The organism is Weizmannia sp. WK01, from assembly GCF_025905465.1.
GTDB lineage: Bacteria > Bacillota > Bacilli > Bacillales > Bacillaceae_C > Weizmannia > Weizmannia faecalis.
On record NZ_CP109616.1, the window covers coordinates 2,531,613 to 2,550,344 of the forward strand.

The following is an 18,732-nucleotide window of genomic DNA, read 5'->3' on the forward strand; positions in this document are numbered from 1 at the left end:
ATTTCTGCACATTTTCTTATTTATGTATGATTATTTTCGCTTAATTAAAGACCGATAAAGCAGATTTCTTTTAAAATATATAGGATTCTACTCCAAATCGAAAACGATCAATCTGTATCATCCAATTTCACAGTCGTTTTCCTGTCCCGAAAAAGAAGCCCGAGAACCGGCATAAGCCGATCTCGGGCTTTTTAAAAAAGCGTCCAATTTAATAAAGTCCTGCTTTTTTAAAATACTTATCTTTTTCGCGATTATACCGTTTCGTATCCTGGTTGAATTGGCGAATCGTTTCTTCCATTTTCCCATTGTATTCATTTATTTTTTTAATTTGTTCGTCTAACTCATCCGGGCTGAACTTCTCCAGATTTTCATAAAAGGTGCCTTGTAACGCCAATTGTTTTTTATAATCATCAAAAAAAGTGTTCATATATTTTTTACGTTCATCCATGATGGTGAGCAGCTTCCGTGCTTGTTTCTGCTGCCCGCTATCTTTAATTTGCTCCACGTTCTCTTTTATAGATGCCGATTGTTCATATGCCTTTTGAAAATTCTTTTTGGATTCCCGCAGCTCTTTCTGCTGCTTTTCGGTATAGTTGTCCGCCTTTTTTAATTTCTGCTTCACTTCCGGGCGGTTTTCGTCATTCAGTTCAAGCTGGTTTAGATCAGCATAAATGGATGCCACTTTTTCTTTGTATTCGTCCAGCTTCTCCTGGTTCGCAACAAAATCTTTTTCATACGAGGCGGATTTCTTTAATTTTTCGTATATGCTGTCCGCTTGTTTTTTGTCTGAATGGCAGCCGGCAAGAAGCAAAAGAAGCCCCGGCAACATCATTCCCAATACAATAAATCTTTTCACCCTCATCTTCTCCCCGTTTCAACTGGATGGTGGATTGGGTGACAGCGGCCTTCACACGGAAACGTTACCGGGGGCGTTTCATTGGTCAATACTTTTGTTTTATAGCCCTGCTTTTTGATAAACTTTAGCAACTTCGGCAAATATTTAACGGTTTCCGGTTTGTCATGCAAAAGGATGACCGGCGTTTCCCCCGCTTGTTTTTTTTGCCGGATTTGCTGAATCGTATACTGGACATAGCGTCCATTTTTTAATTCCCAGTCACTGCTGTCCACGTTCCAATCCCAAATGTGGAAACCACTTTTATCCAGTAAATCGCGCATTTCATCTGTTAAATACGGAATACTTCCATACGGGAGGCGTACCATATAAGATTTTACACCCGCCACGTTTTCCAATATTCTTTGATCCTCAGCCATTTCGTTTAATGGCGCGGACGTACTGCTGTAAATTGTTCTTGCTTTATGTGTGATCCCGTGCAGTGCAAGCCCGTTTCCATCTTTTAGCATGCGTTTTACGACTGCCGGATGCTCTTTCATCCTCGGCCCGAGCATGAAAAAGGTAGCTTTCATCTGATAAGTTTCCAACAGATCCAATAACTGGTTGGCCGCACTCGACGGGCCGTCATCAAATGTTAAGTAAATGGCATTTTCTTTCAGATCTTTCTCGTTTTGCTTCGCAACTTCTTTTTGTCTCTCCGCTTCTTTTTTCTGCCGCTGTTGCCCGATCATCGATTTGTATAAAGGAGAACCCGCAAACGCTGTCATCGGCGCAGGCGAAAAAGATAAAGTGCGCAGTGAGACAGCATGTGCATCTTTTCCTTTGTCTTTCGCTGACATCTTTTCCCCTTTGCCAACGAGTCCGGCCAAAACAACAACAATCAACGTAAATAAGAGCGCCAACACAACTTTTCCCTTGAAATTTAATTTCCTGCCGCGCATATCTCTCTCCCCTGCTCAAAGGCTCACCGTATTTTTCATTCGCTGCCATCTTCCGACATCATCCGCAAAAACTACCAAACATATATGATTCAGTATACATGAATATCCACAATTTTACCATACTCTACAAAATCTTAATTGTTTGATCATTTTATTCTACATCTTGCTGCATACAAATTTCGACAGATTCAAACACGCATGGTCATATCACTGCTCTTGCTTATCGCCTGCTGCGGCCGTTTTTTTGTTTTTATTCCCTTAGAATTTTTGAAAAAACGTTCCACTCTAAGCACCTTCCCTTATTCCTGAACCCTCCCGCCTTTCCCCCTGCCTGTTTGTAAAAGGCAGCGCAACCCGCTCATGGCGAATGATAAAGCTGAAGGTGATGAAATGAAGGCCATTTTAAAAGCATGATTTTTATGGCCTTTCAGTTTCAGGATTGCCCGGCGTTAGCTGCATTATTTTCAATGGACCGCTTCATCCAACATAAAGAAATGCCGATGAAAGAAGCAATGCTAGCTTCGCTGGAAAATACGGGAGTCGACATCATGCCGGCGGCGGTGATTCCCGGTGATATTCCTTTTTCCTGGAAATAACATACCTCTAAGTTTTTTCCAAGCCGCCAAACCTTCTTATTTTCCAGTTGAAAAAGGAATGGCTGCCGTCTCGAAACCAGACCAGAAAAAATTTCTTTAAAAAAAATAAAAAAAGGCTTTGACAAACGAAATTTATTGTCGTAGAATAATATTTGTCAGCAAGAGCTAAGGAGTTGGCAAGCAAAAATAAAATAACCGGGAAGTAGCTCAGCTTGGTAGAGCACTACGTTCGGGACGTAGGGGTCGCAGGTTCAAATCCTGTCTTCCCGACTCTAAAAACCTTGATGTATCGCGGATGCATCAAGGTTTTTTTCGTTTTCAGCCGGGTGATTTTTGGTGTGAGTTGCCGTTGTTAGCGCATTCCCGTCACCAGTTCGTTAACAAGCCAGGATTAAAAAAAGAGAGCCATTATGATTAGAATTTCAATGGTGATGAAAAAACCATTTTTTCACCCATTATAGTACATCATTCCTTCATGCTCTATGCGTGTTAACTGCTCTTGCTGCTTGTCCGGATGGAATGTCCCCTGTCTCTGTCCTTCCATACATCCCTAAACGTATATTTCTTTTTCATTAAGATGTTTGTCCATTCCTATCCAGCTATTCCTTCATTTAATGTAGAGAGTTCATGATGAGGAGGTGTGTAAATTGCATTGCAGACCAATGGTTGCTGCACCAAGATATGTAGTTCGTAATCGTGTTGTCCCGCGTTTCCAGCCAATCATCCATCCACTTGTGGAAGTGAACCGTACAAATGTCGTTACAGTTCCGAGGCATATTATGAAGCCGATCAGGAAAAATGAAGTGGTTTATCACAATTGTCCTTTTCCACGCCGGCATTTTTGGTAGTGCCAGAAACAATAACCACTTCGCCTTTTCTTCATCCCTTTCACGTTTGTCCTTTACGCCTTTCTTTGAAACAGCATATTTTAAAATGCAAGATATCTTAAGGAAAGGAGGTGAAAGTCAATGACAGATGGCGGTTACAGCATGGGCTCATCTTTTGCCCTGATTGTCGTTCTCTTCATCCTGCTTATTATTGTAGGAGCGTTTTATATGGGTGGCTCCGGATATTAAGCAGAATCAACAAACGAGAGAGAAAAAAGTTTCGTCTCCACCCAATAGCCCCCATTCTGAAGCGTATCATTACGCTTCTTTTTTTATTCACTTTGTCATTGAACAGAGAGGTCCATGTCATGATGAAAGCAACCACAAAAGGATGAAAAGCAGTTGGCGCAATTTTTCGGAGCAGAGTCGATTGGAACAAGGATGGAATGGTCTGCGTATTTTGAGTGAATACATGTTCCGTCTATAGAAAAAAGGGGAAGCCTTAGATTGGTTTAAAAACTTCCGATTAACACACCCTATGTTTTGGAGGTGATAAAAATGGAAGAAGAAAGTAGTTACAAATCCAATACTTACTCGTACAATAATCAGCTCGAAGGAAATGTTCAGTCGCAAAATACCGGCAGCGAAGAGGAAGAAGGGCTGGCTGATACAATCCAAAATGTAATTAACAAAGTTACCGGACTCGGGGAAACCGAGTAAAGCGAGAAGGCTGCCGCAAAAAACCGTTGAGACGATTCTCAACGGTTTTTTGAACGCTTCTTGCAAAAAAATCGGCCCGGTCCGCAAAGTTACTTTACTCAGAACGGCCCAACATTAAGATTGGCGAGATTTTGGCACGCTTCTTTTACACAGGAATATGTTAAGACAGACGCGCATTTCAGCGTCCTTTTTTTAGTTAGGGCGGCCCTTCTTTACTTAGAATACTCCTACGTTAAGGTAGACACACTTTTGGGCGACCTTCCTTTACATAGAGCGGCCCTATGTTAAGATAGACGCAGATTTTGCCGGGCTTCCTTTACGTAGAACGCCTCTATGTTAAGATAGGCACGCTTTTGGCCGGTCTTCCTTTACATAGAACGCCCCTACGTTAAGTTAGGCACGCTTTTGGGTGGCCTTCCTTTACTTAGAGCACCTCTATGTTAAGATAGACTCGCTTTCGGCCGGTCTTCCTTTACTTAGAACGCCCCTATGTTAAGTTAGACGCAAAATTTGAAGGCCTTCCTTTACATAGAGCGCCTCTACGTTAAGTTAGACACATTTTTTGCCGGGCTTCCTTTACTTAGAGCGCCTCTATGTTAAGATAGGCACGTTCTTTGCCGGGCTTCCTTTACTTAGAGCGCCTCTACGTTAAGTTAGACTCGCTTTTTGCCGGTCTTCCTTTACATAGAACGCCCCTACGTTAAGATAGGCACATCTTCTGACCGGCTTCCTTTACTTAGAGCGGCCCTATGGATTAAGTCCGTATAATTGTGTAAAAAGAAGGAGTCATTTTATCAACTCTTGGCAACACTGTTTTCAACGACGATAAACTAATGAAAAGAGGAGATAAAATGACTCACTTACAGTTTAACTTAAATTTGGATGTTTTAAAAGAAGCCATCATGACTTCCGATCTTGACGCGGTAATTAAATCAGCGGTTGTCCTCGTGTTAAACGAGTTTATGGAAAAGGAAAGGGATGACTATTTAAAAACGAGCCCTTATGAACGCGCTGTTGAACGCCGGGATTACCGGAACGGTTACTATGAACGCGAGCTGTTGATGAGCATCGGCAATGTTACATTAAAAGTTCCCCGGACACGTAATGGCGAATTCTCAACTACCTTATTTGAAAAGTATGCCAGATGTGACCAAGCTTTCGTCCTTTCTATGTTGGAGATGGTCATCAATGGCGTCTCTACCCGTAAGGTCACAAATGTCGTAGAACAGCTTTGCGGTAAGAATGTATCCAAGTCGTTTGTCTCTTCCCTTACGCAAAAACTGGATCCCATTGTGAATGCTTGGGCCGAGAGACCGTTGAATACAACCTACTACCCTTATGTGTTTGTGGACGCCATGTATATAAAAGTACGGGAGCACCATAAGGTCATATCAAAGGCTGTTTATATTGCGACTGCCATTACAGAGAAGAATACACGTGAAATACTGGGTTTAAGCGTTGACCATGCAGAAAGTTTGGAGAGTTGGAGTTCATTTTTTAAACAACTTAAATCACGTGGACTCCAATCACCAAAACTCGTTATTTCCGATGCTCACATGGGCCTTCAGAAAGCAATACAACGGGAATTCATTGGCACTGCTTGGCAAAGGTGCAATGTTCATTTTAAACGCAATATCATTGAAAAACTGCCCAAAAAAGATACTGCAGAAATCCGGGTGATGATTAAGCGCGTGTTTGAGGCCGTTACGATTGAGGACATACGCAAGTTTAAAGATGAATTAATAAACAAATTTGGTACAGAAGCAAGATTTGAAAAAGCCCTGGCCATTTTAGATGAAGGTTTTGAAGATACTATCCAATACATGAACTTTCCTGAGAATATTCGTATGCACATACGGAGTACTAATTCCCTCGAGCGGCTTAACCAAGAGGTTCGTAGAAGGGAAAGGGTCATTCGCATTTTTCCTAATACCCAATCTGCTTTTCGTTTGGTTGGTGCCGTTTTAATGCAGTATCAAGATACAGAATACTCGAAGAGGAAGTCACTTATGGGAAAGAATAGTTAGCAGCATTTTCAGCTTAACTTCCATCATGGATGATTTCATCTCCGGGAAGGGATGTCAAATTGAAAGGCATTTGACATCCCTTCCCGGAGATGAAGAAAAAAATCCATGGAAGTTAAGCCGAAAAAATGAAGGGGTGGTTGAAAACATTTGCCCATAAATTTACACAATAACCTGGACTTGACTGCCCTATGTTAAGATAGACGCAGATTTTGCCGGCCTTCCTTTACTTAGAACACCTCTATGTTAAGATAGACGCAAAATTTGAAGGCCTTTCTTAACGTAGAAAGCCTCTACGTTAAGATAAGCACACTTTTGGGCGGCCTTCCTTTACGTAGAACGCCCCTATGTTAAGATAGACGCAAAATTTGAAGGCCTTTCTTTACGTAGAAAACCTCTACGTTAAGATAAGCACACTTTTGGGCGGCCTTCCTTTACTTAGAACGCCTCTATGTTAAGATAGGCACGCTTTTTGCCGGTCTTCCTTTACTTAGAACACCTCTATGTAAGATAGGCACATCTTCTGACCGGCTTCCTTTACGTAGAGCGGCCCGCCCTATGCTAAGATAGATCCATTTTTAACAGGAGTGCTTAACATAAGCCTGATCATAAACGGCTTTTCCCACTACCACGGAAGATGGAACCGTCCAGTCTGATTTGAAGTACCGCTTGAAAGGCGGATAGATTCTTTCCTCAGTTCGACTCCCGGTTCCAGCTGCACCCATAAAGACTTTGGATCGTACACAAGCTGGTCGCGATAAACGCTGCGGTGCCCGATGATCAAATACCCGGCGATACAGGCGGCCAACATATACATCCCCGTAACATGACCGTACAGCTCATATCCAAGCAGCACAGCGGAAACCGGCGTATTGGATGCAGCTGAAACCACCGCCAGCATGCCCGCAGCCGCCCCTAATACAGGATTTATCCCGAGCAAAGCGGCAAATGCATTTCCGGCGGCAGACCCGATGACGAGCTGTGGGGTGAATGTTCCTCCGTAAAAGCCGGAACCAAGGGTAACCGCCACAAACAGGATTTTCCACAGAAATGCGAAAAAGCCGACATGGCCCCCGTGCATCGCTTTGTCCAAAAGCGGCAAGCTCAGCCCCAAAAAGTCGGCGGGAAAAATGAATAATGCGGCAGCAATGAGCATACCCCCAACACAGGGCATCAGGAAGGGAGGAAGATGCAATTTTTCCCGGACAACCGAAAATAAGCGGCCCCCCTGCTCAATAGATTCAACAAACAGCCATCCAGCCAGGCCGCAAATCATGCCAAGGGCAGCCACTTTTAAAAGCAGCAGAACAGAAAAAGACGGCATGGCATGGATCATGAAATATTCATAAGGCGTATGCAACAGCCTTTTATTGACTTCAAAAGCGGCTATGCCGGAAACCGCCGAAGGGAAAAGAAACTGGTGCCGGATTGACCCGATAGCCAATACTTCCAAACCAAACACGGCTGCTGTAACGGGCGCGCCAAACAGGCTGGCAAAAGCAGCACTGATTCCGCATACGATCAGCTGGGCCCGAAGAAACGGCTGAATATGAAAAATTTTCCCGATCCATGCGGCAAGTGAACCGGCAAAGTGGGCGCTCGGCCCGAATTTTCCAGCTGAACCGCCGGATACAAGTGTAATGAGGGCAGCCAGATACTTGGCCGGGAAGCTTCTGTCAAAGGGCGGTTCCCCTTCCGAGTGCACAGCAGCAATGGCAGAAGGCGCCCCCGGTTTCATTTTATACAACAACAGGCCGTTCAACAGGCCGCCGACCGGAAGCAGCAGCATCTTATAAGGCACGGGCAGCGCACCTGTTTTTCCGCTTAAAAAATTTAAAGCTTTCAAAAACAAACCGACCGTGGTTCCGGCCACAATGCCAATCAGTACGGCTATAGCGACATAGACGATCATGGTAATAAACATCACGGCAGGCTCAATGTATTTCATTTGGTTCACGTTTTCCCACTCCTGCATGTCAAAACATTGTTAGTTTTATTATACACCCAGTAATATCGAGGGCTAACACAAACGGACAGAGCGGGCTCTTTATACCGCGCGAAAAAATGGGCCGGGCACTGCATCCGGGCCGCAGGGTTAACAGGCTCAGCTAATGCCTTCGGTCTAGGTTCTTGATTGTGAAAAACCCCGCCCTTCTAAGAAGGACGGGGTTTAACAGATTATGTATGTGCCGCAGTTGCCGTAATCAAACTAAGAAAGTTTTAGAACCACACTCCTCAAAGTGGGTGTCCGCAAAAGCGTTCCTGCCATCCTCCCTGCCAAACGGCAAAAGGCTCGGCATTCCCGCAATAATGTTAAACTCCCTATAACAGTTTAAAGGTTAAAACTTTATTAATATTACGTACTCAACTTTCGCAGACTGAAACAGGTAGGTATACCTTGATATAATTCGGCAGACCCGCAATCCATTGTTGTAGTTGACTTTTGATCAGTTGTTGAATTTTCTTATTACTTTTATCCAGAGTATCTTCAAGAATCTCGACTAACTGCTGCAATGCAACAGCCCAATCAAGGTCATCTATTTCATCACATAATTCATAAAACATGCCACCTAATGTTCTGTCATCTACACTGCAACGGTTTTGCCATGACAAGACAATATACCTTGCAAACACAATGGTCGTGTGGCTGATAAGCGCGTCATATGAACGACTCTGGAATTCCTTTTGTAGTTTTAATAGGGACTTTGTTGTTTTGAAGAAAACCTCAATATCCCAACGCATCCCGTAAATACGGATGATTTCCTGGTCACTCAGTGTACAGTCTGTACTCAAAATCGCCAACCAGTCGCTTTTCTTGTTGCGGTTGCGAACAAAGACAACTTTAATTGGCACGCCATTGGCCTGCGTTGTATGGATGGAACGCAAGATTCCTTTCTTTCCACTAGTCGGTTTAGCTAGACGATACAATTCATCTAGGCTAACACGCTTACCATCGACAAAATAGCGTTGTTTTAATTTTTTGACCATACCAATTACGTCAAGACCTTGTTCTGTAATCTCCTTGATGAGAGGTTGTTGGGTGAACCACGAATCCATTAGAACATAGGAAGCATCGATACCAGAATTCATCGCCCGGGCAATCATGCCAGGAATCTGTTCTGGTGCCGTTTGTAATGCTTCTTTTCGGCGCTTATAACCGGAGCTGCGTTTATCGATATTTTCGGATATGCCGTTGATCTGGCTCTTTTTCGAACTCAATAATGAGAAGTCAACGGGTAGGAATGTTGCGCCATCAGACCATCCTAATGTCAACATGCGGAATCCTTTGTAAAAACGCATTTTTTGAGATGCATGATCAAAGCAGCGAGCCAGAAGCTCAACGTGTTTGCTTCGGTTCCGGTCATAAGATGAATCATCTAAAATCAATACTTTCGGACGGTCATGACGTGTCAATTTCGAAACTTTTCCAATCACTGAGGCAACCAGTGAAAGGAGGAAACGACGCCAGTTGAACGTTGATTGGTTGAGAAACCGATAAACGGTATCTTTGGCTGGAATGTCTGTAGCTTTCTTACTTTCCAACATCCTGAACCAGTTTTTGTTTTCAAAGATCATACAAAAAATCAATTGAAAAATGTAGGCACAAGAAAAACCAAAGGACTTCGTAATACCGGCGATTCGCAAGTGTTTCAACATATTCAACTCTTTAAATGTTGATTTTATTTCATTTGGTAGTTGATTATTCAGGCTGTTTTTCGCTATCATAGTAGGAGACACCTCTTCTATTTGGTAGTGATTTTCGATAAATCAACTATACCAAAAGTAGAGGTGTTTTTTCATATATTAATTTTACTGTCAAGTGCTGTATCTGAGACGTAATAGACATTAGCCAGCACTGAATTTATTATGATTTTCTAGGTGCGAAAGTTGAGTTACGTACAACGCAGCTTGTACTCTTATACTACGCTTTATGCGCCGTAAGATCAAGAGGAAAATTTTTCATTCCGTTTCACCGGTCCAGGCCATCATGCCGCCTTCCAGGTTTGTGACATCAAAACCCTGGCTTTCGAGAAACTGGCATGCCATATAGCTCCGCCCGCCGGAATGGCAAACGACAATATAGTCTTTGGAACGGTCAAGATCCTCTAGGCGGAATCCCAGCAAACCGAGCGGAATATGCAGCGCGCCCGGAATTTTCCCTTCCGCCACTTCCTCCGTTTCGCGCACATCGATAATATTGAGTTTTTCACCCTTGTTCAGTTTTTCCTCGACTTCCATCGCAGAAATTTCTTTCATCAAAATTCCTCCCTCGTAAAACAAAATCCCCCGATTTTTGCGAAAAGTTCGGCCTTGCCAGCAGCAATTTTGTGAAAAGGGTCAGCGGCTTTTCACAAGCAGGTTGACCGCTTCTTTTACAAGGCTTCCCGCGTCTTCCCCGTTTTGTTCCGCATTTTTCACACATTCCACCAGATTGGCACTGACAATGACGCCGATCGTGCGGTCAATTGCCGTCCGGGCGGCAGACAACTGGGCAATGACCTCTTTGCAATTGTCCTTTTCTTCCATCATCCGCAGTACTCCCCGCAATTGCCCTTCGATTCTTTTGACACGGTTTTTGATTTTCGCATCGTATTCCACCTTTTTCCCTCCCCGGTTCCAAGATCGTATAAGAATAAATATGAAATCCTTTTCTGCGTAATAAACGGATGCTGAAATTGGCTTCAAGCCGGCTGGAAACAATAAGGTGAAGACTGCCTTTTGGAATTTCGCCGGAAAACCGCTTTAAATAAGCCGTCGGAATCACAATGGCATCCGCGGTACCGCTTCCCACATGCTGGTAATCCCTCACATCGACCACCACTTTATGTTCAAGCACATCTTTTCTTAAATCCGCCCGCACAGCACCGCGAACGGGAACGTAACGTGTATAGCCGGTTTTCGCGAGAATGAGCGCAAGAACGAGCAAAACAATATACATTTATACGGATGACCTCCTGCCCGAAGTTCGGTTACAACCCCCATCATATACCCCAGGCGGTATTATTGTCAAATGGATGGCTTAAAGAAACCCGCTTAAAATGGTAAAATAATGGAGCTATATAAAATGAACTTAAGTTTTTACAACAAGCTCGAGCACCAATTTGCATGATGACTTGGCAACAGAGCTGCGATATTTTGTTCATTTTATATACATTTTTTAAAAGCAAGGAGAAGGGGAAATGAAGACAAAAACAGCAAGCTGGTTCACGCTCTTTTTGGCTATGATGCTCGCCGTTGCAGGGTGTGAAGGGCATCAAAACAGCACAAAAACGAGTACAGAACAAAAAACAGCGCAACAAACAAATACCGGGCCAGGAGAAAACCGGCAAACGACAGGCAAGCAAATTGCTGTTAAACTCGCCGATGTAACCGATGGAGACACGATTAAAATTTATAATAATGGAAAAGAAGAGACGGTCCGCTATTTGCTCGTTGACACGCCGGAATCAAAAAAACCGAATATGTGTGTGCAGCCGTATGCAAAAGCGGCCTATTACCGGAACAAGCAGCTCGTTTCAAGCGGCAAACTGACGATCGAATTTGATCACGGGGCCAAACGCGACAAATACGGACGGCTCCTCGCTTATGTATTCGTAAACGGCAAGTCCGTGCAGGAAAAGCTGCTGAAAGAAGGGTACGCGCGCGTGGCCTATGTGTATGAACCGCCCTATCAATATTTGGACACTTTCAAAAAAGCCGAACAGCGGGCTAAAAACGAAAAACGCAGGGTCTGGTCGCAACCCGGGTATGCAACAGACCGCGGTTTTAACGGGTGCGAAAAAGGCAGTTCCGCATCCGATTCCAATGCTTCCGGCGGGGAGAGCCGTTCCAGCAACGGGAGCAGCAGTTTCCAAAACTGTACGGAACTGCGCAAAAAATATCCAAACGGCGTGCCGCGTTCAAATCCTGCCTACCGTTCCTATATGGACGGCGACAAGGATGGATACGCATGCGAACCATACAAGTAAGAAGCAGGCTTGCACTCAAGCCTGTTTTTTCTTTTTCTGGTGCAGGGTACCCCGGCTCGTGCCACCCTTCCCCGTCGCTTGCTTCAAGCCTGTTTTTTGGTTTCACAGACAAGCCCGCATGATTTCCGTCTGCCCGGCAACTGCCTCAACGCCGGTGCTTTTTTCGAGCGATTTTACAAGCTCCCCGTTTGTAATGATGATCGCTGTAATCGTGTCCGCTGCATTGGCTTTAATAAATTCCAGGTTAAAGCGAATCAGCGGGTCGCCTTTTTCCACTTTGTCCCCGGCCTGCACAACCGTTTCAAACCCCTTCCCATCGAGTGAAACCGTTTCCAGTCCGATATGAATCAAAACTTCCAGCCCTGATTCGCCGCGCAACCCGATCGCATGCTTTGTCGGAAATATCTGGATCACCTCGCCGTCAAACGGGGAAACGACCCGGCCCTCAATCGGCCTGATTGCCACGCCGTCCCCAATCATTTTTTCGGAAAAGATGGGATCAGGCACTTCCTCAATCGGCGTCACCTCTCCCCCCGTTGGCGCAAAAATATGCTCTTCCTTTCTTTTTCGGTGGAAAAATGGAAACAAAACGGACACCTGCCTTGTTTTCAACTAAATACATCTTCTATTTTAACATGTATGAAAAAAATCCGGCAGTTTTCATGGAAAATGCCGGATTTATTATCTGTACTCACTGGCGGGCCGGACTGCATGGCTCCCCAAAATGTATGCAATTGTCGAGCAGCGTCTCCGTTGGGATATGAACGGAGCGTTTGCGGATGCTGCGTGCATAGAAACTGGAGACTAAGGGTTATACCGGGAAGCTGTCGTGTCATTTCACTTCGTTTATCAGCGCGATTGTGCTTCTCGAGCAACCAAAGGTTTATACTAGGAAGCTGTTGTGTCACACCGGCAATGCTAGCATCACGTTTGTTTGACGGAATAACTAAGGGTTGGTTATACCGGGAAGCTATCGTATGTCCATACAGCTGTTTTGACGATTTTTCCGTTCCCGTTAAAAAATCGACTGGACAGCCATCGACTCAACCGGCAAGCCCGCCTCATATCTTTTTATAAAGGCTTCGTACCCTGAAACGCCTTCAGGTTCCGGGCTTAGCGTCATGCTTTCGGGATGGGTGAACACGTTTTGGTCCAAAAAGTCTTCCAGGCTTTGCTTCCCGTTTCCGGATTTTGCATAAACCGCGAGCACGGCCATCCCCCAGGCGCCTCCTTCACCGGCAGTGCTCATCACCGTAATCGGCGTATTTAATGCATTCGCCAATACTTGCTGGCCAATGACCGGCGTTTTAAACAGGCCGCCTTGGGCAATCAGGACATCCGTTTTGATTCCTTCTTCATTTTTCAAAATATCCATCCCGATTTTAAGCGGCGCAAATGCTGCATATAACTGGGCCTGGACAAAATTTGCCAATGTAAAGGCACTGTCCGGTTTCCTGACAAACAGCGGGCGCCCGGCCGGCATTTTTGTAATGTTTTCACCTGACAAATAACTGTAATTGAGCAAGCCGCCTGCATCCGGATCCGCTTTTGCAGCCACCAAAAATAGCGTTTCATATAAACGGTCCGCCGGCAAGTCAACACCGAGTCGTTCAGCAAATTGTTTAAACAGGTTTGCCCATGCATTAATGTCAGACGAGCAGTTGTTGATATGGACCATCGCCACGGGCGCCCCGCTCGGCGTTGTGACAATATCAATATCCCGGTACACTTTTTCAAGCGGCTGATCCAGCACGATCATCGAAAATGCCGAGGTGCCGACGGATATATTTCCGGTCCGTTTGCGCACACTGTTTGTGCACACCATCCCGGTTCCGGCATCCCCCTCAGGCGGAGCCATCAAACTGCCTGCCTGAAGATTTCCGTTTATATCCAATAATGCCGCCCCTTCGGTTGTTAAAGTACCCGCATATTCGCCGGCTTTTAATACTTTTGGCAGCACTTTCCTGATATGCCATGGATAGGGCGCCACATTTTCAAGCCGGTCAAACGTATCAAGAAAATCTTTCCGATATGTGCCTGTCTCTTCATCCACCGGAAAAACACCGGATGCATCGCCAATCCCTAACACCTTTTCTCCGGATAATTTCCAGTGTACATAACCGGCCAACGTGGTGATAAAGCGAATATCCTTTACATGGGGCTCCTGGTTTAAAATCGCCTGGTAAAGGTGGGCAATGCTCCATCGTTGCGGAATATTAAATTGAAATCGTTCAGTCAATTCATCCGCCGCTTGTTCGGTGATGTTATTACGCCATGTCCGGAAAGGAACGAGCAGCTCTCCGTTTTCTGCGAAAGCCAAATACCCGTGCATCATAGCGCTTACACCGATGGCACTGATTTTTGTCAAAGTGGTATGGTATTTCCCCTGGATGTCCGCCGCAATTTGGGCATAGCTTCTTTGAATCCCTTCCCACACTTCTTCCAACGAATACGTCCAGATGCCGTTTTCAAATTTGTTTTCCCAAACATAGCCGCCGGATGCGATTGTTTCAAAATCGTCCGTGACAAGTACGGCCTTTATCCGGGTTGACCCCAGTTCAATGCCTAATGAGACATTTCCTTGTTTAATCGCTTTAGAAGTATCCACTAAATTCATTTTTATTTACCTCCGTCTCATATGTGTAAGTGGGCACCTTTTTTTTCAACAGCTTTTTCTTCCCCAAATTTTTCAATTTCTTCCAACGTATGTCCCTGGGTTTCAGGTACGCGGGTCCGGATAAACAAAACACCAAGCAAACATATCACGCCGAAAATTGCAAAAACAGCTTCTTGGGACATGGAAGCAGTCATGATTGGGAACAGCAGCCCAACCAGGAAAGAACCAATCCAGTTAAAAGAGGAAGCCAATCCTGATGCGCGTCCACGAATGACAAGCGGGAAAATTTCCCCAACGATGACCCAGGTTAAAGGAGCCCAAGTGAAGGAATAAAGAGCTACATAAATGCTTAAAAACGCAACGATCATCATCGGGTTTGCATTTGGAATGAGCAAATTCAAAATGGCTGGCAAAATAAAGGACAGGCCCATAATCGTTCCGCCTACTGTCAACAAAGTGCGGCGTTTAAATTTATCAGCAATCCATAAGAAGACAAGTGAACCCAATACGAGAATGATCCCTTGAATAATCGGCCACATCAATGCAGAACTAGCAGCATGCCCTGTTGCTTTTTCTACAATTAAAGGAATATAGTAAAAAATAGCATTTGCGCCTTGAAATTGTTGGAAAGCCGCAACGCCCACACCGGCAATGACTAAATAACGGTATTTGCCGCTAAATAAAGTACCCCATGATGCTTTTTGATTTGCCTGTTTTTCTTCTCTGGCAGTCTCTTGAATTTGTTTGATTTCAGCATCAATTGCCTCTTTTTTAGCGCGAATATAGCTCAAAACCTTGCGTGCTTCCTCAAGTTTATTGTTCTTTATTAAAAAGCGCGGTGATTCCGGCAACTTTAACACACCAAAGAATAAGATCAATGCTGGTACCGCTGCCAAACTAAGCATCAACCGCCAAGCCAATGTTTCCGGCAAACCTTTTAATAAATAATCGACAATGTAAGAAAGTAACATTCCCGATACAATCATGGTTTGGTTAATCCCTGACAGACGTCCGCGCAAACGTGCAGGCGCCATTTCGGACATATAAGCCGGGACCAGTGCAGAAGCAGCGCCAACCGCTAATCCTAATAACATCCGGACGATGATTAAAAAGTATTGCCCGTTATGAGGGGATATGCCAGATAAAACCGATCCAACAACAAAAATAAAAGCTGAAATTAAAATCATTTTTCGCCGGCCCAAACGGTCGGAAAGTTGCCCCGCCAAAGCGCCGCCGAATATAGCACCGAACATTACAGCAGAGGTAATCCATCCAATAACGCCTGCACTGTTTTGAAGGTTCCAGTCATGTTCAAGGAATGGCAAAGCGCCTGTCATTACCCCAATATCATAGCCAAATAGAATGCCGCCAAAAGCCCCGAAAAAGTAAATGAATCCACTTGAGATTTTCTTTTCACCAACCATTAAAGTTCCCTCCTTGATGTTTCAGCCTTATTTTCTTCTTGCTGATGGCTTCTTTCTTTGTGAGCGGTATCATTTTAGAAAAAAGCGTTTTCATGCTGCAAGTACATGCTAGCACATTTATACCTATAAATCAACGACAAAAATATTTGTACTGATAACTGAGGAAAAATAACGTTTTCCTGCGTTTTTCTTAACCGCTTTCTTACCCATCATTATGCTACTTATATAGATGAAAGGATAGCAGGTAAGGGTACCCAATTGTGTATTTTTTGTGTCTGTAGCTATAGTGAAAAAGCTACGGAAGCTGTGACATAAACCACTCTTTTCCATCCAGTGAAAAACACATTTATGCATATAAATATTTTTTTGTTGACTTATACTGATAATTGATATAGCATTCTATTTGTAAGCGGTTAATCGCAGAATCCAAATGACATGTCAAAAACTTTTAAAGAATGATCAATTTCAAAGGGATGATCAATGAATGCTAGAAGAACTCAAGAAAGAAGTCTATGAAGCAAACATGCTGCTGCCGGAATATAATCTGGTCACCTTTACATGGGGAAATGTAAGCGCAATCGACCGTGAAAAGAATCTTGTGGTCATTAAGCCGAGCGGTGTCGAGTATGAAGCATTGTCACCAGAAAAAATGGTCGTCGTTGATCTTGATGGAAATGTGGTGGAAGGCGAATTAAATCCATCAAGCGATACCGCAACACATTGTGTGCTTTATCGCCACTTCCCGAATATTAAAGGAATTGTCCATACGCATTCACCCTGGGCGGTTTCATTTGCGCAGGCCGGCATTGATATTCCAGCGGCAGGAACGACACATGCCGATACATTTTACGGGCCGGTTCCGGTCACAAGGGCCATGGAGAAAGAAGAAGTCGTGACGGAATATGAAAAACAGACCGGTGATGTGATTGTTGAGACTTTTGAAAAGCGGCATATTGATCCGGACCAGGTTCCGGCTGTTCTGGTAAATGATCACGGCCCTTTTACGTGGGGAACATCCGCCCATGATGCCGTGCACAATGCCGTTGTGCTCGAAGAAGTAGCGAAGATGACCTACCACTCGCTACAGCTGAATCCGCATCAAATCAACATGGATCAATTTCTTTTGGATAAACACTATTTACGCAAGCACGGAAAAAATGCCTATTATGGGCAAAAAAAATAAATGTCTTGTACATTCCGGGGAGGAAAACAGCATGTTGAAAATAAAAGATTACGAGTTTTGGTTTATCGTCGGAAGCCAGCATTTATACGGCAAAGAAACACTGGATGCTGTAAAGGAAGATGCGGAAAAAATCATTGATGAAATCAACGCAAGCGGCAAGCTACCGTACCCGATCGTATTTAAAACGGTTGCCACAACAGCCGACAGTATTACAAAGGTCATGAAAGAAGTCAACTATAACGATAACGTCGCCGGTGTCATCACCTGGATGCACACATTCTCGCCTGCGAAAAACTGGATCAGGGGAACGAAACTGTTACAAAAACCTTTGCTTCATCTGGCTACACAATTTCTCGACCATATTCCGTGGGAAACGATCGACATGGATTATATGAACCTGCATCAAAGCGCCCACGGCGACCGGGAATACGGATTTATCAATGCGAGACTGAACAAAAATAACAAAGTCGTTGTCGGCCATTGGAAAGATGAAAAGGTCCAAACCCAAATCGGACGCTGGATGGATGTTGCCGTTGCTTATAATGAAAGCTTTAACATTAAAGTAGCGAGATTCGGTGACAACATGCGCAATGTCGCAGTCACGGACGGCGATAAAATCGAAGCACAAATTCAGTTCGGCTGGACAGTCGACTATTACGGCATCGGCGACCTTGTTGCGGAAATGAAAGAAGTCACTGATCAGGAAATAGAAGCCGTTTATGCGGAATGCCAGGAAAAATATGAATTGGTGGTTGGGAACAATGACCCGGCCTATTTTGAAGACCATGTGAAAGAGCAAATCCGGATTGAAATTGCCTTGCGCAAATTCCTCGACCGTGGTGGGTACACAGCCTTTACTACAAACTTTGAAGATTTGTGGGGCATGAAACAGCTTCCGGGCATGGCGGTCCAACGGCTGAATGCGGAAGGTTACGGGTTTGCCGGTGAAGGGGACTGGAAGACAGCCGCACTCGACCGGTTGGTGAAAATCATGGCACATAACGAAAAAACCGGTTTTATGGAAGATTATACGTACAACCTGGTAAAGGGCCATGAAGAAATACTGGGTTCCCACATGCTTGAAGTAGACCCAACTTTGGCAAGCGGCAAAATCAGGGTAGAAGTCCATCCATTAGGCATCGGGGACCGCGAAGACCCTGCACGGCTTGTTTTTGACGGATCAGATGGAGATGCGGTTGACTTAACGATTTCCGACTTTGGCGACAAATTCAAAATGGTGATGTATGAAGTAGAAGGAAAGAAACCGGCTGAAGCAGCGCCGAAACTGCCTGTCGCACGCCAGCTTTGGACACCAAAAGCAGGTTTCTATGAAGGGGTCCAAAAATGGATTGAAAACGGTGGCGGCCACCATACAGTATTCTCCTTTGCCGTAACAGCGGAACAAATTGAGGATTTTGCAAAAATGGCCGGTATTGAAGTTGTGAATATAAAATAAGTTGATTCCTGTTTACTGATTCTTTGAACATGAAAAAGCATCCTCCAAATTATTTTAGCTGAAGGATGCTTTTTTGTATCAATGAGACCGATTTACTTGGGTCACTCGTTATCTTCATGAGC

Annotated in this window: 17 protein-coding genes and 1 tRNA gene; 8 read left to right on the forward strand and 10 right to left on the reverse strand. The window is 44.4% G+C overall.

Going from position 1 to position 18,732, the window contains the following annotated elements:
- Positions 1-208 precede the first annotated feature (208 nt).
- Together OF158_RS12185 and OF158_RS12190 are read right to left on the reverse strand one after the other, a co-directional pair.
- Positions 209-862 (reverse strand): YkyA family protein, encoded by a 654-nt coding sequence (locus OF158_RS12185; RefSeq protein ID WP_035184245.1) that lies wholly within the window; start codon positions 860-862, stop codon positions 209-211.
- The gene (locus OF158_RS12190) at positions 859-1,794 is read right to left on the reverse strand and encodes a polysaccharide deacetylase family protein (protein WP_026685174.1); all 936 of its coding nucleotides are present in this window, start codon (positions 1,792-1,794) and stop codon (positions 859-861) included. Before OF158_RS12190 ends, OF158_RS12185 begins: the two co-directional genes overlap by 4 nt.
- A gap of 419 nt (positions 1,795-2,213) precedes the next feature.
- On the opposite strand from OF158_RS12190, the gene OF158_RS12195 reads away from it, so the two are divergent.
- From OF158_RS12195 to OF158_RS12215, 5 genes are all read left to right on the forward strand, one after another.
- Positions 2,214-2,390, forward strand: coding sequence for a hypothetical protein (locus OF158_RS12195; protein ID WP_013860069.1), 177 nt, complete (start codon positions 2,214-2,216; stop codon positions 2,388-2,390).
- A gap of 196 nt (positions 2,391-2,586) precedes the next feature.
- Positions 2,587-2,660, forward strand: a tRNA-Pro gene (locus tag OF158_RS12200).
- 698 nt (positions 2,661-3,358) lie between these two features.
- Entirely contained in the window at positions 3,359-3,466 is a 108-nt protein-coding gene (locus tag OF158_RS12205; protein ID WP_014097611.1) for a YjcZ family sporulation protein, read from the forward strand.
- 309 nt (positions 3,467-3,775) lie between these two features.
- Complete coding sequence (locus tag OF158_RS12210) at positions 3,776-3,937, forward strand: hypothetical protein (RefSeq protein WP_264302925.1); 162 nt, start codon at positions 3,776-3,778, stop codon at positions 3,935-3,937.
- A gap of 851 nt (positions 3,938-4,788) precedes the next feature.
- Positions 4,789-5,964, forward strand: a complete 1,176-nt coding sequence (locus tag OF158_RS12215; protein WP_017551449.1) for an IS256 family transposase — start codon at positions 4,789-4,791, stop codon at positions 5,962-5,964.
- 622 nt (positions 5,965-6,586) lie between these two features.
- Here OF158_RS12215 and OF158_RS12220 read toward each other — a convergent pair.
- From OF158_RS12220 to OF158_RS12240, 5 genes are all read right to left on the reverse strand, one after another.
- The gene (locus OF158_RS12220; protein WP_225620991.1) at positions 6,587-7,909 is read right to left on the reverse strand and encodes a chloride channel protein; all 1,323 of its coding nucleotides are present in this window, start codon (positions 7,907-7,909) and stop codon (positions 6,587-6,589) included.
- Positions 7,910-8,325: 416 nt separating this feature from the next.
- The gene (locus tag OF158_RS12225) at positions 8,326-9,687 is read right to left on the reverse strand and encodes an IS4 family transposase (protein WP_043052472.1); all 1,362 of its coding nucleotides are present in this window, start codon (positions 9,685-9,687) and stop codon (positions 8,326-8,328) included.
- A gap of 234 nt (positions 9,688-9,921) precedes the next feature.
- On the reverse strand, positions 9,922-10,218 hold the full coding sequence (locus OF158_RS12230; protein ID WP_013860072.1) for a rhodanese-like domain-containing protein: 297 nt from the start codon (positions 10,216-10,218) through the stop codon (positions 9,922-9,924).
- An 81-nt stretch (positions 10,219-10,299) separates the two neighbouring features.
- A complete protein-coding gene (locus OF158_RS12235) occupies positions 10,300-10,542 on the reverse strand; it encodes a metal-sensitive transcriptional regulator (RefSeq protein WP_225620992.1) in 243 nt (80 codons plus the stop codon).
- Complete coding sequence (locus tag OF158_RS12240) at positions 10,424-10,900, reverse strand: hypothetical protein (RefSeq protein WP_225621026.1); 477 nt, start codon at positions 10,898-10,900, stop codon at positions 10,424-10,426. The genes OF158_RS12235 and OF158_RS12240 overlap by 119 nt, the downstream gene beginning before the upstream one ends.
- A gap of 241 nt (positions 10,901-11,141) precedes the next feature.
- Between OF158_RS12240 and OF158_RS12245 the strand changes: the two genes are divergently transcribed.
- Positions 11,142-11,930 (forward strand): thermonuclease family protein, encoded by a 789-nt coding sequence (locus tag OF158_RS12245; protein ID WP_035184240.1) that lies wholly within the window; start codon positions 11,142-11,144, stop codon positions 11,928-11,930.
- A 102-nt stretch (positions 11,931-12,032) separates the two neighbouring features.
- On the opposite strand, the gene OF158_RS12250 is transcribed toward OF158_RS12245, so the two are convergent.
- From OF158_RS12250 to OF158_RS12260, 3 genes are all read right to left on the reverse strand, one after another.
- Entirely contained in the window at positions 12,033-12,542 is a 510-nt protein-coding gene (locus OF158_RS12250; protein WP_017551018.1) for a PTS sugar transporter subunit IIA, read from the reverse strand.
- A 403-nt stretch (positions 12,543-12,945) separates the two neighbouring features.
- Positions 12,946-14,547 carry a xylulokinase gene (locus OF158_RS12255; protein ID WP_043052484.1) on the reverse strand — a complete coding sequence of 534 codons (1,602 nt, stop codon included), beginning with the start codon at positions 14,545-14,547 and terminating at the stop codon, positions 12,946-12,948.
- Between the two features lie 17 nt (positions 14,548-14,564).
- On the reverse strand, positions 14,565-15,971 hold the full coding sequence (locus tag OF158_RS12260) for a sugar porter family MFS transporter (protein WP_026685165.1): 1,407 nt from the start codon (positions 15,969-15,971) through the stop codon (positions 14,565-14,567).
- 484 nt (positions 15,972-16,455) lie between these two features.
- On the opposite strand from OF158_RS12260, the gene OF158_RS12265 reads away from it, so the two are divergent.
- Positions 16,456-17,154 carry an L-ribulose-5-phosphate 4-epimerase gene (locus tag OF158_RS12265; RefSeq protein WP_035184229.1) on the forward strand — a complete coding sequence of 233 codons (699 nt, stop codon included), beginning with the start codon at positions 16,456-16,458 and terminating at the stop codon, positions 17,152-17,154.
- 31 nt (positions 17,155-17,185) lie between these two features.
- Entirely contained in the window at positions 17,186-18,610 is a 1,425-nt protein-coding gene (gene araA / locus OF158_RS12270) for an L-arabinose isomerase (RefSeq protein WP_035184237.1), read from the forward strand.
- Positions 18,611-18,732: the final 122 nt, after the last annotated feature.